Raw genomic sequence first — 19,789 nt, forward strand, 5'->3', positions numbered from 1 at the left:
TTTCATTTTTCAATAGCTTTTTCCATGGCTAAAAAAATCCATTCTTTTATAATCCTTCCCTATTCGGGAATGCTAAGAAAAATCACTTTAGTGGGAGGATATACATATGGAGTCAAACGGAAAACAATTATCCATATTTTCTCTGGGCGGCATAAATGAGATTGGGAAGAACATGTATGTAATTCAATATGGCGACGATATCATTGTGATTGATGCCGGGGGAAAATTTCCGGATGAGAGCTTGCTTGGAATCGATTTAATCATCCCTGACATTACCTATCTGGAGGAAAACAGGGACAAAATCCGTGCATTGATTGTGACGCATGGACATGAAGACCATATCGGCGGAGTTCCATATTTACTAAAAAAAATTAACATGCCGATTTATGCGACCCGTTTTACGCTTGGATTGATTGAATTAAAGCTTACAGAGCACCGGCTGATTGGGGATTCAGAACTTGTCAGCATCGACTCTGAATCCAGTCTTACTTTTGGTGAAATCGGTGTGAGCTTTTTTAAAGTAAATCATAGTATACCCGACTGCCTTGGAATTGTTTTTCAAACACCTGAAGGCAATGTCGTTCACACCGGTGACTTTAAATTTGATTTAACACCGGTGAATCAGGAGCATTCGGATATTCATAAAATGGCGGAAATTGGACGAAACGGTGTCTTGGCTCTTTTATCAGAAAGTACAAATGCGGAGCGGAAAGGCTCCACGCCAACTGAACAGATTGTCGGAGAAAATATTGAAGAGGCCTTTATAAAGGCTCCCCGTAAAATCATTATCTCCACTTTCGCTTCCAACGTAAGCCGTGTCCAGCAGGTAGTTGAAGCGGCGATTAAAACAAAGCGCAAACTGGTGCTGCTTGGCCGCAGTATGGTGAATGTGGTGGATGTGGCAATTAAGCGCGGGTACCTCAATGTTCCCGAAGGAATGCTTGCTGATCCGAAAGAAGCGATGAACTTGCCTCCGGAAAAAGTATGTATTCTTTGTACAGGAAGCCAGGGAGAGCCGATGGCGGCTCTATCGCGTCTATCAACCGGAAATTATCGCGATGCAGAGATTCATCCTGAAGATACTGTGATTTTGGCCGCATCTCCTATTCCAGGAAATGAGCGGGATGTTTCTAAAATCATCGATAACCTCTTCCAGCTTGGCGCAAGAGTGATTTACGGAACCGGAAGCTCTACAGGCATGCATGTTTCCGGTCATGGGTACCAGGAGGATTTAAAGCTCATGCTTACATTGATGATGCCAAAATATTTTATCCCAATTCACGGTGAATACAGAATGCTTCATCACCACCGTTTGCTGGCGGAATCTGTAGGCGTGGAAAAAGGCCATACTTTTATCATAAAAAATGGCGATGTAGTTGATATTGAGAACGGCGCTGCCCGGCAAACCCGGAGGATTGCTGCAGGAGATACGTATGTAGACGGTGTGGGTGTTGGGGATATTGGAAGCATTGTACTTCGCGACCGCAAGCAGCTTTCCGAGGACGGCATGATTGTCATTGTCCTAACGATGAGTAAAAGTGATCGGAAAATGATTTCGCGGCCTGATACGATTTCACGCGGATTTATATATGCCAGGGAATCTGAGGACCTTTTAAGGGAAATCAACCGGCTTGTCGAAAAAACGGTGAACGACCTGCCGGAACAGGATAAAAGCCAGTGGAATGTCATCAAACAAAGCATTAAAAAATCATTGGGGCAGTATTTGTTTACGCAAACAAAACGCAAGCCAATGATCCTGCCTATCATCATTGAAATCTAAACGACAAAGAAGGCAAGCCTGTAACCGGGCTTGCCTTTATCTAAAGGGAGCTGATTAGCCGCGTCTTCCGCCTCGGCCGCCCCGCTTTGATTCAGTGTTGCGCTTCAATGAAGAAATATTTTCTTCACTCGACTTTAAAAATTTAGCCATCTTATCTTCAAAGCTTTCTTTCGGTTTAAAGTTTCCTTTCGAACGGAAATCTCTAGAACCGCCACGGCGATCATCTCTTCCCTGGCGCGGTGGGCGCTGTGAATAAGATGAAGTTTGTCCTTCAGGTCTGTCCACTGCTTTTTTGATGGAAAGAGCAATTTTGCCTTCCTTCTCACTAAGCACCTTTACAGTAACCTCGTCGCCTACTTTCAAATGGTCATTCACATCTTTGACATAGCTGTCCGCTACTTCACTGATGTGAACGAGACCTGTTGTTCCTCCAGGCAATTCAACAAAAGCTCCAAAATTTGTAATGCCTGTTACTTTTCCTTGTACTTTACTACCTATTTCGATTGACAAAAAACTTCCCCCTCAGTAATGTTAACAACGACTTATTATAACTTTTTTTAAAAATAATTTCAAATTCGGAAAATCAGCATATATGCTTCATTATAGTCCATATCTCCTCGATATTCTACCCGCTTAAATTAAAGATAAATCATGTTTTTGCCTCAATTTTATTCAAAATAACGAAAAAAAGCATATTTATTTCTATTTATGCATACAAAATAGCAGCTTAGAGTGAATTTTTTACGGGAAATTGTGATTTATGTGCGGATAAAATTTTTTCTGTGCGGATAGCACGGATATATGTGCGCATAAAAAAATTTATGTGCTTATAGCATTTTTAAGTGGAGAATATCAAATTCTCTATCCTGAACGTTATTTTTCACATATGAAAAAAGCCAGGTTGCCTGGCTCCTCCCAATAGATCCTATGATTTTACATTTTAAAAGAATGAATTGGATTTTTTAAATATTTACCGGCCAATTTCGTATATTTACCGGCCTTATATTATGATTTACCGGCCGAATCAATAGTAATACCGGCCAACCCAAAATGGATCGGCTTCATTTATTTATCGTAAAAATCCATTATATCCTGCTAACTCTATGATAGACTTTTCCCTCCTCGCCAGCAGTGCAACAATAAACATAACTAAAAAGGCAAACCCGGTTGGAAATAAACGACCAGAATGTCGATTTGATGCTTTTCGTTTCCTTAAAATATTTAAATATTAATTTGCCAATCTTCCTAAAAAAAGCCCCAGTAATAGGAGCTGATAGCAGGTTGCTAATTAAACTGAATGGCCTTCCTGAAGCACTTCCCTGCTGAAATGCCTCTTAATAATGACGCCAAAAAGGGAGGCCAATACTTGTTGAAAAAGCATTCCGAGGACAACCGGAACGGCAACTGCTGGCGGAAAATACGTGACAGCCACTACAGCACCTATACTGATATTCCTCATTCCTCCATTAAAGGTGATTGCCACTGTGGTTTCCCGGTCATACTTCAACATATTGGCAATAATAAAGGATAGCAAGTAACCCATGAAAGCGATAAAAAAGACAGTAACTGCAATTCCAATTAATTTCAAGTTCACCTCTTTTAGATAGGGGGAAACGACAGCTCCGTTCAGTATGACTACAATGGCCATCCCGAGCTTCGAAAAAGGGGCTAGGCGGCTGCTTAAAATCACAGCACTCTTTCCTTTCGTAACCTGGTTTAAAATCATACCCAGGAAAGAAGGCAGCACCACCATCCAGAAGAGTCCTGTCACCATCGGTAAAACATCAATGTCTACTGTGGTCTGAAAAAATACGGATAGTGCCAAGGGCACAATAAACGGAGATAGAAAGGTGTCAACCAATATAATCGACAAAGTAAGAGGGATGTTCCCTCGATAAATCGATACCCAGATAAAGCTTGATATGCCTGTTGGTATAGCCATCGCCAATACTAACCCCGTAATCGTGTAAGCATCATCCCCAAAGACCAAGTGGCCGGAACTCCATGCAAAAAGCGGCATCACTATATGTAACATGAGCAAAATGAAAAATAACGGTTTTGGATGATGCAAAATTTGTTTTAGAGAACTAAAATTTGAATTAAGACTGCCGGAAAACGTCATAAAAGCAAAAACCCATGGAATGATAGAGGAATAGTCTATAAGGTAACCGGCCAGCAAAACACCAAGAACCAGACTTGCTGGAGTTATCAATGGCATGATTGTTTCCAGTTGTTTATTTAATTTATATAGCACAATGATGACTCCCTTCTTCTTGCCGATATCTTTAATTACCTAACTAATTATTTTACCATAAAAATACTATATTCAAATACCTGATTGGTAAAAAAAAGAGCCAGGATCACTGGCGCTTTCATACTTTCATAGCTTTACCTCCGCTTTTCCGGCATATACTTGAGCCATTTTTCCAGCTTGAAGCTTGTTAAACAGTAGCCGGCAAGCGCAATCCCTGACAAACCAGCGGATAGCTGCCAAATCAGCCTTTCGGCTAAACAGTAACCTGTACCCACTCCGATTATACCAATTAATAACAGCTGAAAAAGCTGCTTCTTTCTATTCTCAAAAATCGCAAATTGAAATTCCCTTCTTTGCTCCGATTCCTTTAATTGCTCCAATTTACTCGGTGTCTCCAGGAACTCAACGGCAGAATGGAAGATTTTAAATAAAGGCTGGGACTGAATAACTCTCCAAATGAATGACCATTTATTGCCGTGAGAATTCAGCCATTCGGTGAAAACTGGTTTCCCTAAGTCGAGCAGTTCTTCATCTGGTGTCAGGTTTCGAATGATCCCTTCAATCGTCATAAAAGAACGTCCCAGAAAAACGAATCGGGTTGGCACCTGGATGGGGAGCGCAGCAATCAGGTCATTTAATTCCAGTTTTAGGGCAATAAAATCCATTTCTTTTAACTGGGCAGGATCAAATGTTACCCACTCCGCAATCAGTCTTTCAATCGTTCCTGGATCTGCTTCAGGAAGCAAAAACCCTAACCGGGACAAGCACTCGACTGCTTTAGAATAATTTTTGGCCAGAAAGCTTTCAATTAAACTTTGAAAAGCAGCAGCATCCTTTTTCGAGATTTCCCCTGCCATCCCGAAGTCAAGCAGGATGATATGTCCCTCCCGAGATACCAGGACATTGCCGGGGTGAGGATCTGCATGAAACATGCCGGGTTCAAGCCATTGCGGGATAAAAATCTTCATTAGCCGACGGGCCAAATCCGGGCGGGAAATATTCAATTGTTCCACCGCACCAATATCCGTGAGCCTCCTTCCTTCCACCCATTCCATCACAAGAACTTTAGATGTGCATAGGTCAGGATAAACGGCAGGAATCCGTACATCATCACTTTCTTTATAGCGGTTCTTAAAATAAAGAAGCGTTTCTTTTTCTTTTGTAAAATCAAGCTCCCGCTCAATCACCTGCTTCAATTCCTGAAACAGCACCTTCAGATTAATAAAGCCTTTTGGAATTGGAACAAAATGATCCGCAAACCAAATCAGAATGCTTAACGTCCTGAAGTCAGTCTGTACAATGGATTGAATTTCAGGACGCTGCACCTTGATGGCAACGGATGATCCATCCTGCAAAACCCCTTTATAAACCTCGCCAATCGAAGCGGATGCAATGGCATCCCTTTCGATCGCCAGCACCTTCTTGGACAGCTCAAATCCCCATTCTTCGATCAATATCTCGTGAATCTTGCTCCATTCTGATGGCGGAACATTGTCGGTAAGATCCTGAATTTCCCTAATAAAAGCATCCGGCAGCAGGTCAGAGCGTATACTGATGAATTGTCCAACCTTAATCAGCAGACCTTCCAATTCAAAAAGCGTTTTCCGAAGCCTTTTTCCGATGCTTGACCACAACTTTTCCCATTCCGCCTCTGGTTTGCGGGTCCACTTATACCAATAAATTTGTACAAAAATGCTAAACGCCAAAGAAAGCACTTTATACATCCGAAACAATTTATTTTTCGTTTTCATCCGATCAGCTCATCTCTAGTTAAATATTGATTGTTTTATTCTGTAAAAACGCAATTTACTCCTTTTTACGATGATCACTCCCTATAAGTTTCAATATCTTCTAAACTATACACATTTTTCTAAATAAAAGATTATCTATCTTATAAATCAATTTAACCCTCTTATAAAATTAATATCTGCCTTATAAATCTATTTATCCCTTAATGAAAATTTTATCTTCTCAAAAAAAGCCTGCCCTTCTCAATAAGGGCAAGCTGTAATCTTAAAACCCGGAAACTACATAATCTACGGTAAATATAAAAAGGATGATCCCAAATAAACCGCCTATCACAATGCCTATAAGATTCGATTTCAAGGTAAATCCCTTAAGATCGGATTTGGTCTTAGCACCGTCCACTTTACGGCTATGCAAAATGAAGCTAATGTTCATGACCACTAATATGCCAATGGCAAGAAAAAATATAAAAGAAAGATCAAAATTTACAAACTCACCTGAAGAACATCAATTGCCTGATTCTCAATTTCCTTATTTCTGCAGCCACCACTTTCAGCTCTCCCCCTTTCTGATGTAAAAGATAACCGGGCTAGCAACACTCAAACCAGCAATCGCAAGAAATATCAAGGTCGAGGCTCCGTCACCGCCTAACCCAAGCTCATCGGCAATGATCGAATCAAAAAACAGTACCTGGCCAGATATAATAATAGATATGATGGAAATGCTGATAATAGTAAAACCATTCATAAATCTCTGGAAGGCTTTAGGAAGCAGAACAATAATGAAAATGGCCACAGCGATCAATAGGAAACTATAGACTACTGGCCTTAATAAGGTAAAAACTCCATCTGTTACAAATGATTCGTATGTACATAATTCCCCCTAAAAAATCCTGGAATAGTATTATTTTACAATTAATAGAGGAATGAATGCCAGTCTTAAAAAACGGCTGCACTTTTATCGTGCAGCCGCAGAAGCAAATTTAAATATCTTTCCAGTAATTCAATAATCACTTTAAATGTGGAGGTTGTGTCCATATAGGCATATCTGCCTTTACCATTGAAGCAGTTGCCAGTTTGTATGACTGGAAAACCCATTTCCTTAAGCAGCCTGATTTTTCCATCAAAATTTTCTACAACAAACGAAATATGGTGTACACCTTCCCCATATGATTGCCGGCCAAAGGGTTTTATCGGTTGGGCTTTTTGTCATTAAAACCCTAAACTATTATCTCCCCTTCAAGAAAGTCCCCGTACAGCCAATCCTCCATCACTAGATATCACTTCGCCTGTGATGGCACGGGATTGATCAGAAGCCAGCAAAAGATAAGCCGCGACATGATCTTCACTTGCCATGGCAATTCGAAGAGGATTCCGAGATTTAATACTTTTTGCTTTTGTATCCTGATCCACTGAATTTACAAATGACTTGAGAGGCTCAATGACATGAAGCGCTGTCAGTGTGCCGCCAGGGGCAACCGCATTTACCCGGATATCCGGAGCTAATTCAAAGGCAAGCTGGCGCATTAAGCCGATCTGCGCGTGCTTGCTTGCTGTATACCAGACACCGCCACCATCTGGATAAAAGCCTGCTCCGGAAACAGTGAAAATCATATTTCCCTTTGTTTTTTTCAATTCTTCCGCAGAAGCTTTGGCACAATTAAAATACCCTTTTACATTAATATTGAATAAAAAGTCATAGGCATCTGACATTGCCTCTGGTGTAACTTGATTAAATTTAGCAAATCCGTCGAATACACCTGCATTCGCCACAAGTACATCAAGTTTTCCTGCAAATTCTACAGCTGCTCCTACAGCATGTACATGATCCTGGTATTCAGTGACGTCTCCTTCAATACATTGAACATGATCCCCGAATTCCTGTTTCAATTCTTCAAGGCCGGCTGCTGATTTATCGAGTACAGTAACCAAGGCCCCTTCATTGATAAAAGTTTCTGTAACTGCCTTTCCGATGCCAGAGGCACCTCCGGTCAGATAGACTGATTTCCCACTAAGCTGAGCCATACTAGATGTTCCTCCTTGTGTTTGCATTATACAAAGATAGCCAGGTTTCTTGTATTGATGGTTGTTTGATCGACAATAAATACCCGCTTGGATAATTTCCAGACACCATCATCATAGATAAACTCATCCCGGCGCTCTCCGGAGATTAAATCATGATGGATGTCTGTGCTGCGGCTGCGATAGATAAGCAGATAACTATTAACCGATGCTTTTGCGTTCGGAACATAATCGGTCAGTTTCACATTGCTTACATAGCGGCGAGTGCGGGAAGGCGGAATTTCCGCCCATGCATAATCTGTCTTTAACCGTTCTACTCTTAGGCTCAGCAATTCGATATCATCATTAAACGAAAACATATCTTCCGCATAATCGGGACGTTCGGTTCCTTCCTTATTGACGCGTACAGGCATTTGATAACTTAGTGATGAATGCATAAGGCTAAACCAGCCATCAAAATCAATATCATCAAGCAGCTGGGCTTCCCGGTAGAGCCATTGTTCAAATTCATAGGTTGCTAACATTTTTTCTAAACTCATAAAGTACTCCCCCATTCCGGCATCGTTCTATCGTTAATAAACAAAAGCAAATTGTTACGCATTCATAAGATCAAGCCAGTAACGATAGAAGTTTCTTTGGTTTGCTTCAGAGAATTTGTCATCATAGACCACACCTGGACCGGAAAAATTCTGCACCGGCTCACGGTGGATGCCCATCGTATAATTGTAGACAAGTTCTTTCATGACAGGCATTGGTCCTGAAGCTGCCGCTGTAATGTCGGTAAATACTTCTGTATCGTCCTGCTCAAAAATACCTGAAGGGCTGAACGTTAAAATAAAGGAGTCTCTTGAACGTTTTTTCCAATCCTCGGTAGCATTTTTCTCAACCAAAAACCAGGCGATTACCTCCATTTTGCCAGGACCAATTGGTCTCCACATCCGAACGGTTGTATTTGAAATCAGCTGTCCTTTTACCTTTGTATGGGAAATGAGGAAGCTAAGATTTGGAAAGATGTTTCCAATCATATTTTTAAGATTGGCCAATACATCATACTGTTCTTCTGAAAGATTGGATTTGTACTCAGATTTGAGCTCTTCTGGGAAAGCGAAGTCAGGATTAGGTGTACCAAGATTTAAGCCATGTCCGTTAATGGTATGGATTTGGTATCCCTTTTTGGAATAAGTAGCACTAGGCACCATCCCTAATTTTGCTATGGATCCATGAGTGACCATCGTGTGGTAGGAATCTCCCACAAAATTATCGGCACCCACTTTCCAGTTTGAGTGGATAATAAATCTTTGCGGAGGACCGACGACTTCCATTTCTGCACGGCCGGCTAAAATATCCAAATACCATTTGAAATCGCCGAGGAAATTGGAAAGGGATTCAGCTTCATCGTTCCACGTTCCAAAAATAAGGCCATTATACGTTTCAATCCTTACTTTTTGCAGTCCCAATTTAGATTTATCCAGTTCGTTCCCATAAATGTCTTTCTGCAGAGGCACTCCTATGAGATCACCATTGTTCTTAAAATTAAAACCATGATAAGGACATACAAAGGACGATTTATTTCCTTTGTCAGCTCGGCACAATTTCATCCCCCGGTGTGTGCACATATTGTAAAAACCGCGGATTTCATTCTCTGAATCTCTTGTAATAATAATCGAATACCCTGCTAAATCCCTTAATATATAATCATTTTTATTTGGAATTTCTGATTCATGGCCAATAAAAAGCCAGGTTTTCATAAACAACTTTTTATGCTCAATATCGTAAATCTTAGGATCTGCGAGGATAAAGGCAGGAATGGATCCAGCCTCAGGCCGGACTTTTTCGTTTAAGTAGTCGATTGTTTCTTTTTGGGTCATTTCTTCTAAATTCTTAGTTGTCGTTTTAATCATATGTAAATTCCCCCTTTGTCTTAAAATAGGCTTCTCCAAGTAGCAAGGAAAAGAATAAAATATTCTCTTCCTGATTTAGCACCAAGCTCTCTTCTCATCCAACCTGGATCATTGCATCCCTATTCTTCAATGAAGCCAGGACACTTAGAGCTGCCAGGTAGCTTGTCTTTGGATTATTAGGCATCGGGTCATTTTCAACTTGAAGCAATAGTTTCCCAAAAGAACCTGCTGCCTCGATCGTATGGCTATTTTTATTTACAGCTGGATCAGAAATGATTTTGACTCCGGTTTTTTCGGCACCTAATCCTGCCAAAGACAAGATGATAGAAACATTGATATTCTTAGGGAATAATTCAATAGCCTCAGCCGCTGATCCCTCAAATAACACATGCATTTTATCAAGCGGGGCACCAGGCAAAGCCTGCGGAGGTTTCCTTGTAATCAGGGAGACAGAATCAAGCTCACCAATCGATTTTGCCGCTTTCAAAACATCCAGTCCGCCGATTGCCCCTGATGGCAAGTGGATTTTAGTATCATTTAAAGAGCATATTTCTTCGAGACACTTATAAAATCCCTGGTCTGCCAATGCTCCAACACTGCTTACTACCAGATCTTTGCCGGCCAGCAAAATGGAAGCAGCATACTCTTCTACAGCCTCAACGGTTGCTGCTTCAATGACCATGTCGGCATCGGATTTCAGAAGAGATTCCACGTCAGCATAGATTTCTGCCTCGAATTCCCGGGACAACTCCTGTGCGTTTTCCTGGCAGCGTGTATGAATGCCAATAATTTTCGCATTTGGAATGAGCCCGTCTTTATTAATGCTTTGAAGCAGGAACCTGCCAATGTTCCCGCCTCCTATTAATGCTAATTTCATATCGGTATCCCCCTAGTTGGCAAAACCGTAGGAATCTGCAAAAAACTCCAGGCCGCAATGCCGCGTTTCACGTGAAAGACCACTTTCCTTGAGGCCCGGGAAGTCCAGATGGAGATCCTGGAATACGGTATGGTTATTATGGAAAACGGCGCCCGCCTCTAACCGGTCTGCAAATTCAATCGCCTTGGATTCATCTTCTGTCCAAACAGAAGCTCTTAGCCCAAATTCACTGTCATTTGCAACCCTGATAACCTCTTCATTGTCTTTAAATGAGAGGATGGGAATGACTGGGCCAAATTGCTCAGCACGAACAATTTCACTTTTTTGATCAACACCTGTGATGATTGTCGGCATAATGTAATAGCCATTATCCCAGGATTCAGGATCAAGCTGAATCCCCCCTGTAATGACTGAAGCACCTGAATTCTTGGCACGTTCAATCAAGCTTTTCACATATTCATACTGTGTTCTATTATTTAAAGGCCCCATGTCTGCATCAGGCTGAATGCCATTTCCAACCTTAATATGCTGAAATTCTTTCTTAAGCTTATCCATGAGTTCCTCATATCTTGATTCATGTACATAAATCCTTTTAATGGCCGAGCACACCTGGCCTGCTGCACGAAGCACACCGGAACGCAGGCGCTTGATGGCATCCCCGTCGAGATTTGCATCTTCCAGGACCATAGCTGCATCATTTCCGCCAAGCTCCATATATACATTTTTCACTGTGCCCGAAGCAGCCCTCATGATTTCTTTACCTGTTTCGGTACTTCCGACAAATGCAATCGTACGGATACGAGGGTCTGAGCAAAGCTTATTGCCGATAACGTTTCCTGAACCGGTAACGACATTAATAACACCTTCCGGGAAATATGATGCAACTACCTTCAGGAAAGTCATGATCGTTAGCGGACAGCTCGTCGCCGGCTTTACAACGACTGTGTTTCCAGCAAGTACAGCTGGTATAACCCGTTTAAAAGTAAGGATCATCGGTGAATTCCATGGAGAAATTACAGCCGCAACCCCGCGCGGACGCTTGCGAATTTGAACCTTCTGGGAACCCGAAAGGGATTCAGGCTTCCACCATTTCAGCAATTCTTCCGCCGCTTCCACCATAATATCGACACACCGCAGAAGATCTTTTTTAGCCTCAACTAAAACCTTCCCATTCTCGCGGATCAGCAAGGTTACGTTCTCCTCGACGCTTGCTTTGATCTCGTCAGCAGCCAGTTTCATCCGGTTTGCTCTATCCTCAATATCACTTCTTGACCAAGCCTCGAAAGCTTTTGCTGCAACAGAGATAGCCTGCTCTACCTGCTCTTCTGTACATAATGCGACTCCTCCAACTACATCCTGATGGTCAGCCGGATTTCGGACATCTGCCGTTTTTTCCGCCTGAATCCACTCACCGCCAATTAAGTACTTACCTGATACAAATGGATATGTTGATATCACCCTAATCCCTCCTTATAACTTTTTCGGTTTGAAAGCTTCTGCTGCACCAGGAGGTCCTGCAAATGGTTTCGCCATAGGTCCAACTGCTTCCATATCCACCACGATCATGGTTGGTTTTTGCCTATCTATTGCCTTTTCCAGCTCGAATATGAATTCATCCGGGGAACCGATTCGTGCAGAAACAAATCCCATAGACTGTGCCAGCAGTACAAAATCAGGGCTTACTAAATCGACCGCTACCTGGCGTCCATAAGCGGCATCCTGAATATTTCGGAGGACACCATATCCTGCATCATCAAACAAGATAACGATTAAAGGAAGATTTTCCTGAACAGCCGTTGCCATTTCCCCAACATTGACCATGAAGCCGCCATCACCAGCTAACAAGACAACTTGTCGACCCCTGGATCCCATTTGGGCACCGATCGCTGTTGGCAAACCTTGCCCAATTCCTCCTCCAGATGCATGAATGGAAGTACGCGGTTCATAAATTTCAAACAAACGGCTGCCCCAGACATTTGCCTGAACAGTGACATCACGAACCAGTACAGTATCACGTGGAAGCAAATTCCGCATGCCATCAGCTATTTTTTCATATGGTCCAAGAGTTGCTCTCAACTGGAGACGCAGTTCCTTCCTTACTGAAAGCACTTCTTCCAAATAGACCTCAGAAGGCACAATTGGCTGCTTAGACAAATCTTCATTTAATTTTCTTAAAATCTGCTTGGCATCCCCTACCAGTCCAAGGGTGGCAGCATAATTTCGGTTCATCGCCTCCCAGTCGGCATCAATGCTGATATGCTCTTCAGGGACTTCTACTTTCCAGTTAGAGGTCTCATTCCCTCTAAACCTGACCCCAATGCTGATCAGGAGATCCGATTTCTTTACTAATTCTTTTGTTAATTCAAAAGAAGCGAAGTGGCCAATACATTGAGGGTGGTCCTCCGGAATGCTGCCCTTTCCAGATTGGCTTGTTATAACGGCTGCACCGATCATTTCCGCAAGCTCTTGCACTTCCCTGGATGCACCGGAGGAAATCACTCCCCCTCCAGCCCAGATGACCGGGCGGCGAGCTTTGCTGATTTTTGTTAACGCCTCTTCAGGAAGATACTTGAATACGCTGCTTTCCTGAGCTTCTATGTTTATTTCTTCTAATGAATAATCAGGAATAATGGCAGATTGGAAGTCAATCGGAATCTCTAATGAAACCGGTCCTGATGGTGCTGCAAAAGATTCTTTTATCGCTTGTCTAATAACAGCTGCTGCCTGTTCAGGCCTTCTTAGGCGCATTGCTTTTTTGCATGCACCTTTCATAATGGATAGCTGGTCTTTACATTCGTGAATATAACCCCTGCCAGTTCCAAGGTATGGAGATGCAACCTCACCTGTTAAATGCAGGACCGGTACACCTGCTGCCCATGACTCAATGAGAGAACCTGCTGCATTTCCTGCGCCAGTTCCTGTGCTGGTTAGGACCACTCCCAATTTTCCTGTTGCCCGGGCATACCCATCTGCCATATTTGCCGCACCGCTCTCACCGCGGGAACAAACTAAACGAATGCTTCCTTCGCGAAGAATGGCATCATAGATTGGCATGTTATGTATGCTGACGATCCCAAATGCCACTTCTACACCAGCACGGACAAGTTCCTTCACAACTGCATCTGCTGCTGTAAATTCCATTTGCGCACTTTTCTTTGACTGTGCATGTTCCAATTGTTCTTGTTGGCTCATCTCTACATTCCTGCCTTTGCTTAATATTAAAGCGCTTTCCCCAGCGCTCCAGCTGTTTCAATAGTTGATCCTGAAACATAACTAGCCTGCTTTGAGGCTAAAAATAGAATGACACTGGCTACTTCTTCTGCTTCTCCAACCCTTCCCAACGGAATCATCCTCTTGGCAGCGAGATCTTTGTAATATTCCTCCGGATCCATATCTGGTGCGTTTTGCATTCTTCTGCGTTCCCACTGGTCGGTGCGAATTAATCCAAGACTTACAGAGTTGACCAGGATATTGTCTGATGCAAGCTCTTGGGAAAGCGTTTTACTTAAATTTAAAAGTCCTGCTCTTGTTGCGGCCGTGGCAACCATATGTCTTTCAGGTTCCTTTGCAAGAGTGGCATTGATATTGATAATTCTACCGCCTCCACGCTTCACTAAATAAGGATGAACGGCACGTACCGCATGGATAATGGCAAAATATTTTAATTGAATCTGCTCCTGCCATTGCTCATCTGTAATATCGAAGAAATAGCCCATTACACTTTGTCCGGCTGCATTAACTAAAATATCAATTCCTTCGAATCGGGATGCTGCTGTATCGATAAAATGATTAACTTCCTCTTTATTTGTTACATCACAAGTGGCAGCAAAGATCGAATCTTGAGATCCGAATTGCAATAAATGGTCAAATGCTTTATTTTTCCTCTCTCCATTTCTGCCGCATAAAGCAATTTTTGCACCTTCCTGAAGGAACATTTCTGCCGTTTTGAGGCCTACTCCTGAAGTCCCGCCCATAATGACCGCTGTTTTTCCTTTTAAACCAAAGTCCATTACGATACCCCTTTCATATATTCCTTAGGTTAATGCATTCACGCTGACCCAGCCCGGATCCGGCTTTCCGCCCATCGCAGCACGTGCTTCAGGTTTGGGAGGTCCGGCTATTCCCCATTGATCCATCAGATGTGGAACCCTCTTCCATACTCGAGTCACCCACTCTTCCTCATCTTCAATGGTTTCAAGATAACAGGTGTATTCCATGACAAATTTGGCAGGATCCTGGAAGTAACAGAAGATGTTATTTCCTGGTCCATGACGTCCCGGTCCCCAAAGCTCCTGATAGCCTGCTTTTCTGACGTTTGAAATCCCGCGCATGACTTCATCCACAGTGTCTACCTCATAGGCGATATGATTGACAGATGCATGCTGGTCCTGATTGAAGGCCAGCGAATGATGCTTTCTGTTGCAGCGAAGGAAAGACATTTGGTGTTCGCTCCAATCAGTAACCTTGAATCCTAATATATTTGTATAAAAATCTGTAATCATATCAAGGTCTGCCGTATTCATGACAACATGATTCAGCTTCACCGGATCAACATTTTTCTTATTCCAGATTGTCGTGTGCATTTCCACCCATGCTGAAAGCTCAATGCATCGATTTTCCGGATCAACAAATCGAAGTCCGTACCCTTTGCCTTCTTCATCTAAATAGCCGGGAGGCGAAATGACCGGTACACCTTTGGATGCAAGAATTTCAGCAGCACGATCAACTGCGTTCTTGTCAACCATTCCAAATGCTATGTGGTGCAGCCCCGCTTGTTCTCCCCGCTTAAGGTTTAAAATATGGTTTTCTGAACCGGCACCCCTAAAATAAACGGAGTTCTCATCTTCGGATACCTTATCCAACCCCCAAATCTTTTCATAAAACGCAGCCTGTTCCTCAAGTACTGGCGTAATCAGACTAATGTGCCGCAAGTGTGTAATTCCTAACATCCCTGCACCTCCAATTGATAGTTTTTTCCAAATCTACTAAGAATCTTTTAATAATTCACTGATAATGTGCTACATGATACCTGTCAGTTAAATCAGCCGGGATGACCCTGCGAATTTACTTGGCGAACCATCCCGATGAGGAAATCATTTTCTAGGACATTCTTTTAATCTATTACTTCCCGTTAATAATAGCTTCTCTTTCTTTAGCACGCTGAATGCGAAGCTCTTCAAGAGCGCTGCCCTTCGGATATGTCGGAAGATTTGGTTTTACTGCTCCAAGCATAACCAGCATTAACGCTTCTTCATCGCCATCGTTGTGAATGCCGCGATACACTCCTGGAGGAGAACTGATGCAGTCGCGCTCATTTAAACGAATTTCGTGCACTTCTTCTTTGCCTTCTTCCTGTATAAGAGCCTTTACACTCCCCTTGAGAATAAAGAATACTTCTTCTACATCATCATGCAGGTGAAGAGGACCTACACATCCAGCTGGCAATACCATTGTACTTAACGTAAAATGTTCAGCCGCAATAACATTTGAATCGTTATTTGCCGTTGCGCCGCGGCCAATATATCTCATTTGTGCTCTTTTATACTTTGGATCAATATCTTCCTGAAACTTTAGAACATTCCAGTCAAGTGTACGATCCTGAAGTCTTGCCACGTATTTTTTTTCAAAAGCTTGCACGTCAAATTTTTCTGCTGACATGAAAAACACTTCCTTTTTTTTTATTTTTGTTTTATATACAAAACAGTGTTTTACTTACACGATAATAATAAATCCCAATATTTTAGATGTCAATTAAAAATATTGAGAAAATTAAATTTATTAAACTATGTTTTAAATATAAAACCATCAAACAATTACTTTTCTGTTTGGCGTAAGCTGCTCAATTCGAAGCTCCGCAGCCTCTCTCTTAAGGGTAAATAAATAAGCAAGAAATCCAAGGCTTGCCGCAATGATCAGCATGACGATGGACGGTCCAAAATCCCCTCCGGAAAGGTCTCGCATCCAGCCCATAATGTAACTGGAAAAACCGCCAAGAATATTGGTGAATCCCATAAGGCCTGCAGCCCGGCCAGCTGTTTCAGGAGTAGAGAATTTAACGATGAATAAATTACTTAAGTGGAAAACCCCGCCTTGCGTTCCCATTGCAAGACCCATGCAGATGCCAGCAATGACTGGATGCGGCGCAAAAATAGCTGCTGTTAAGAAAATGGCAGTCAAGCTGAACAAAATAGTCGCCAGAATGCTCGGACGTCTTGTTTTGTCCGCCAAAAATCCGCAAGACAATACAAATCCAAGAGCAAACAGCCAAGATAAAGAGGTAATCCCAGTCATGGCTTCTCTAGAGAAATTTTTAGCTTCAACAAGATAGGTAGGCAGCCAAATGCTGATGCCAAAAAACAAGAAGGACGCCATTAGCATGCCAAACCAAACAATCCAATAACGGTAGTCCAGAGCAAAGCTTTTCTTGGATTGTTCAATACCATCAGACTGTCGAATATAGGCAAGCTCTTCTTTATCAATCGCAAAATGTTCTTCAGGGGTATCACGTGTAAGGAAAATAAACATTGGAATAACAATAAACAGATTAAAACCAGCCAAAAAGAAAAATGCTGCTTCCCAATGGAAAGTGGCAAGAACCAAAGTTAAAATGACTGCACCGCAAGCAGGTCCGAAATAGTTTCCTGCAAGCCAGGTAGATTGCGCTCGCCCAAGTTCCCGCTGATTAAACCAATTCGAAATGAACTTTCCGCATACCGGAATCATCATCCCTTCACCAAAGCCAAGAACAACCCTGCTCACGAGGAACATTTCATACGAAGTGGCCAGGCCGCCAGCAATCATTGTGGCCGTCCAAACTAATAATCCAAAAATAGCCGTTTTACGGGGACCTGCTTTATCAATAACAAAACCCCAGAAAAGGTTAGAAACCGCGTAGGAAATCGTAAATATGAAAGTAATTAATCCTATTTTTGCATTCCTATCAGGTCCTGTTAACCCAAGATCCTCCAAAAAACCTGGATCTGTTTGAATAACCGAAATGCCTAATTTATCGACTTGTCCAAAAAACCAGAAAAAGAAAATAGGCACAGCAATGTACAGCCATCTTTTATTTCCTTTCAGCATGTTAAAGCCCCTTTCACATAATTCATTTTTGTAACCGCTTCCAATAATTCCGAGTTTAAACCTATTATACTTTAACCTTAATAGTTGTTTAGGTGGTATTTTCTGCCCTCCTTATACCAGAATATGTTTTATATACAAAACAATGTTTACCACTTATTAATAGTGTAAATTTTTTTGAAAATTGAGTCAACAGTATTTTATAAATTCGTTTTAATTATTAAATAATGTTTTATATATAAAACGAATATAAAAAGCCTGCAGCATTTGCAGGCTTTTTAAGTTCTAATTTTTAGGCTGATAGCCCATAAAACCGGATAATTTTTTGGAAATCTCGAGGACTTTGGGCAAAGCCACTTTCTCAATAAACTCATCATGGAAAGTGGTTTCTGTAGCAACGACGTTGATCGCAGCCATAATGCTCCCGCTTTTATCAAATATAGGCGCAGCTACTGACTGGATGCCATATTGAAGCTCTCCCCTTGTAATCGAGAATCCATTTTTTCTAATGGTTTCAATTTCATTTTGAAAGTCGGCCATGGATGTTTTCGTTCGATCCGTATATGGTTTTAATTGAGATCCATAAAACAATTGATTCAATTTATCCAGCGGCTGATAGGCAAGAAGCAGCTTCCCGTTCGCTGTGGCATGGGCAGGAAGCCGCAGTCCGATATTGACATTTATAGCAGACACGCCTCTTACCGGTGCACTTCCTACATAGACCACTTCATTCCCATCCAGGATGGATAAATGGCAGGAAGCACCCGTTTCATCTCTTAACGTTTCCAAATAAGGCTGGGCAATTTCCGGAAGTTTTAGGGTACTTAAGTATGAAAAGCCCAGTTCTAAAACCTTCGGAGTTAAACTATATCTCTTAGAATTTTCATCTTGATCAAGATATCCGAGAGATTGCAGTGTATACAATAATCGATATGGAACTGTTCGGCTAACATTCAGTTCTTTTGAGATTTCAACCAATGATAGAGTAGGACGATCTTCATTAAAAAGCTTTAATATTTCCAAGCCCCGGACCAAAGCATTGGCATTATACCGTTCTTTCACCTCTTTAGCCATCTAAATCACCCCCCTGCTTTCTTTTTTACTAACATATTAACAAAACGGAGATCCAATATGAAATATTCAAAAACATTACTTTTCTACTAGCTTTTCTTTTTGGTAGGCCCCCTGTAAAAAATTCAAGACAAGGGCATTAAAATACTTTGGATCCTCCTGATAGCATAGGTGTCCTGTTTTTGGTATGGTTTTCAAAATAGAATTAGGGATATACTGATGAAAAATTTCCGATTCGCTGACAGGTGTCACTTTATCCATAACTCCGCAAATAATGAGAACTGGAGCAGAAATGGAAGGTAAAATGTCCATTTGATTTAAATTGGACAGCGAATAGGCTACAGAACGATAGCCCATCGGCCTTACCTGAGACATAATATTTTCTGCTTCCTTCTTTACCTCCGGATCCGGATTTGGGGCCAGCAGTTCTTTTACCCTTAATTCTGCCAACTCCTTTGGATCCAGTGTATTTATATTATGTAGCCGGTTCTGCAGCTTTTTTTCGTTTACTTCTTTACTTTGCCCTGCGGCACCGCGAGTGGCATCTGCAATGATCAGCCGGTCCACCATTTCCGGAAAGCGGCTGCAGAAATCAAGAGCAATTGCTGAACCCATTGAATGACCTAAAAGATTAACAGATTTATATTGCAAACCGTCAATAAACCCCTTCAGAACATCAGCAAATTGGCTAAACTGTGTAAATTCTACTTTAGGATCAGAGCTCTCTCCATATCCGGGCGCATCCCATGCAATAACAGTAAAATCATTACTCAAGTCTTCCAGCTGCCTTTTCCATGATTGCGAATTATTCCCCAACCCATGCAGAATAACAAGAGGCTCTCCATTCCCCTTAACATCATAATGAATATTCAAACCTTTTACATCTACAAATGGCATCTTATAACCTCCACACATGTTTGTTTTGTAAGTAAAACACCGTTTCGGTTATCCTTATCATAAATCATATTGAGAAATAGTCAACTGAATGTTCAAAAAATAACACTTGGATGCGAAATACGATTTTTTACATTCTACCCTATCTTGAAAAGTAAATAATAT

Annotated in this window: 17 protein-coding genes; 1 reads left to right on the forward strand and 16 read right to left on the reverse strand. The window is 41.8% G+C overall.

Annotated features, from left to right (window positions below; translation table 11 throughout):
* Positions 1-106: 106 nt before the first annotated feature.
* Positions 107-1,780, forward strand: a complete 1,674-nt coding sequence (locus DFO73_RS01515) for a ribonuclease J (protein ID WP_110063021.1) — start codon at positions 107-109, stop codon at positions 1,778-1,780.
* Between the two features lie 54 nt (positions 1,781-1,834).
* Here DFO73_RS01515 and DFO73_RS01520 read toward each other — a convergent pair whose 3' ends face one another.
* The 16 genes from DFO73_RS01520 to DFO73_RS01600 form a co-directional block, all read right to left on the reverse strand.
* Positions 1,835-2,290 (reverse strand): S1 domain-containing RNA-binding protein, encoded by a 456-nt coding sequence (locus DFO73_RS01520; RefSeq protein ID WP_110063022.1) that lies wholly within the window; start codon positions 2,288-2,290, stop codon positions 1,835-1,837.
* 778 nt (positions 2,291-3,068) lie between these two features.
* Complete coding sequence (locus tag DFO73_RS01525; RefSeq protein WP_110063023.1) at positions 3,069-4,034, reverse strand: bile acid:sodium symporter family protein; 966 nt, start codon at positions 4,032-4,034, stop codon at positions 3,069-3,071.
* 134 nt (positions 4,035-4,168) lie between these two features.
* Positions 4,169-5,785, reverse strand: coding sequence for an ABC1 kinase family protein (locus tag DFO73_RS01530; protein ID WP_110063024.1), 1,617 nt, complete (start codon positions 5,783-5,785; stop codon positions 4,169-4,171).
* Between the two features lie 547 nt (positions 5,786-6,332).
* Positions 6,333-6,527 carry a hypothetical protein gene (locus DFO73_RS01535; protein WP_258309140.1) on the reverse strand — a complete coding sequence of 65 codons (195 nt, stop codon included), beginning with the start codon at positions 6,525-6,527 and terminating at the stop codon, positions 6,333-6,335.
* A 491-nt stretch (positions 6,528-7,018) separates the two neighbouring features.
* A complete protein-coding gene (locus DFO73_RS01545) occupies positions 7,019-7,804 on the reverse strand; it encodes an SDR family NAD(P)-dependent oxidoreductase (protein WP_110063026.1) in 786 nt (261 codons plus the stop codon).
* Positions 7,805-7,830: 26 nt separating this feature from the next.
* The gene (locus DFO73_RS01550) at positions 7,831-8,340 is read right to left on the reverse strand and encodes an aromatic-ring-hydroxylating dioxygenase subunit beta (RefSeq protein ID WP_110063027.1); all 510 of its coding nucleotides are present in this window, start codon (positions 8,338-8,340) and stop codon (positions 7,831-7,833) included.
* 54 nt (positions 8,341-8,394) lie between these two features.
* Positions 8,395-9,702 (reverse strand): aromatic ring-hydroxylating dioxygenase subunit alpha, encoded by a 1,308-nt coding sequence (locus tag DFO73_RS01555; RefSeq protein WP_110063028.1) that lies wholly within the window; start codon positions 9,700-9,702, stop codon positions 8,395-8,397.
* Positions 9,703-9,796: 94 nt separating this feature from the next.
* Entirely contained in the window at positions 9,797-10,579 is a 783-nt protein-coding gene (gene nadX / locus DFO73_RS01560; RefSeq protein ID WP_110063029.1) for an aspartate dehydrogenase, read from the reverse strand.
* Between the two features lie 12 nt (positions 10,580-10,591).
* On the reverse strand, positions 10,592-12,037 hold the full coding sequence (locus DFO73_RS01565; protein WP_110063030.1) for an aldehyde dehydrogenase family protein: 1,446 nt from the start codon (positions 12,035-12,037) through the stop codon (positions 10,592-10,594).
* Between the two features lie 12 nt (positions 12,038-12,049).
* A complete protein-coding gene (locus DFO73_RS01570; RefSeq protein WP_110063031.1) occupies positions 12,050-13,771 on the reverse strand; it encodes a thiamine pyrophosphate-binding protein in 1,722 nt (573 codons plus the stop codon).
* 26 nt (positions 13,772-13,797) lie between these two features.
* A complete protein-coding gene (locus DFO73_RS01575) occupies positions 13,798-14,589 on the reverse strand; it encodes an SDR family oxidoreductase (protein ID WP_110063032.1) in 792 nt (263 codons plus the stop codon).
* 24 nt (positions 14,590-14,613) lie between these two features.
* On the reverse strand, positions 14,614-15,528 hold the full coding sequence (locus DFO73_RS01580; protein WP_110063033.1) for a VOC family protein: 915 nt from the start codon (positions 15,526-15,528) through the stop codon (positions 14,614-14,616).
* Between the two features lie 172 nt (positions 15,529-15,700).
* On the reverse strand, positions 15,701-16,237 hold the full coding sequence (locus DFO73_RS01585; protein WP_110063034.1) for a cupin domain-containing protein: 537 nt from the start codon (positions 16,235-16,237) through the stop codon (positions 15,701-15,703).
* 147 nt (positions 16,238-16,384) lie between these two features.
* Complete coding sequence (locus DFO73_RS01590) at positions 16,385-17,662, reverse strand: MFS transporter (protein ID WP_110063035.1); 1,278 nt, start codon at positions 17,660-17,662, stop codon at positions 16,385-16,387.
* Positions 17,663-17,944: 282 nt separating this feature from the next.
* Positions 17,945-18,733 (reverse strand): IclR family transcriptional regulator, encoded by a 789-nt coding sequence (locus tag DFO73_RS01595; protein ID WP_110063036.1) that lies wholly within the window; start codon positions 18,731-18,733, stop codon positions 17,945-17,947.
* A 75-nt stretch (positions 18,734-18,808) separates the two neighbouring features.
* Positions 18,809-19,627, reverse strand: a complete 819-nt coding sequence (locus DFO73_RS01600) for an alpha/beta fold hydrolase (RefSeq protein WP_110063037.1) — start codon at positions 19,625-19,627, stop codon at positions 18,809-18,811.
* Positions 19,628-19,789 lie beyond the last annotated feature (162 nt).

Source organism: Cytobacillus oceanisediminis (genome assembly GCF_003182355.1).
GTDB lineage: Bacteria > Bacillota > Bacilli > Bacillales > Cytobacillaceae > Cytobacillus > Cytobacillus oceanisediminis_A.

Bases quoted from the DNA above. Each gene is read 5' to 3' on its own strand.
- DFO73_RS01515 (WP_110063021.1), top strand. From the start codon at position 107: ATGGAGTCAAACGGAAAACAATTATCCATATTTTCTCTGGGCGGCATA.
- DFO73_RS01530 (WP_110063024.1), bottom strand. From the start codon at position 5,785: ATGAAAACGAAAAATAAATTGTTTCGGATGTATAAAGTGCTTTCTTTG.
- DFO73_RS01535 (WP_258309140.1), bottom strand. From the start codon at position 6,527: ATGAATGGTTTTACTATTATCAGCATTTCCATCATATCTATTATTATA.
- DFO73_RS01545 (WP_110063026.1), bottom strand. From the start codon at position 7,804: ATGGCTCAGCTTAGTGGGAAATCAGTCTATCTGACCGGAGGTGCCTCT.
- DFO73_RS01550 (WP_110063027.1), bottom strand. From the start codon at position 8,340: ATGAGTTTAGAAAAAATGTTAGCAACCTATGAATTTGAACAATGGCTC.
- DFO73_RS01555 (WP_110063028.1), bottom strand. From the start codon at position 9,702: ATGATTAAAACGACAACTAAGAATTTAGAAGAAATGACCCAAAAAGAA.
- nadX (WP_110063029.1), bottom strand. From the start codon at position 10,579: ATGAAATTAGCATTAATAGGAGGCGGGAACATTGGCAGGTTCCTGCTT.
- DFO73_RS01570 (WP_110063031.1), bottom strand. From the start codon at position 13,771: ATGAGCCAACAAGAACAATTGGAACATGCACAGTCAAAGAAAAGTGCG.
- DFO73_RS01575 (WP_110063032.1), bottom strand. From the start codon at position 14,589: ATGGACTTTGGTTTAAAAGGAAAAACAGCGGTCATTATGGGCGGGACT.
- DFO73_RS01580 (WP_110063033.1), bottom strand. From the start codon at position 15,528: ATGTTAGGAATTACACACTTGCGGCACATTAGTCTGATTACGCCAGTA.
- DFO73_RS01585 (WP_110063034.1), bottom strand. From the start codon at position 16,237: ATGTCAGCAGAAAAATTTGACGTGCAAGCTTTTGAAAAAAAATACGTG.
- DFO73_RS01590 (WP_110063035.1), bottom strand. From the start codon at position 17,662: ATGCTGAAAGGAAATAAAAGATGGCTGTACATTGCTGTGCCTATTTTC.
- DFO73_RS01595 (WP_110063036.1), bottom strand. From the start codon at position 18,733: ATGGCTAAAGAGGTGAAAGAACGGTATAATGCCAATGCTTTGGTCCGG.
- DFO73_RS01600 (WP_110063037.1), bottom strand. From the start codon at position 19,627: ATGCCATTTGTAGATGTAAAAGGTTTGAATATTCATTATGATGTTAAG.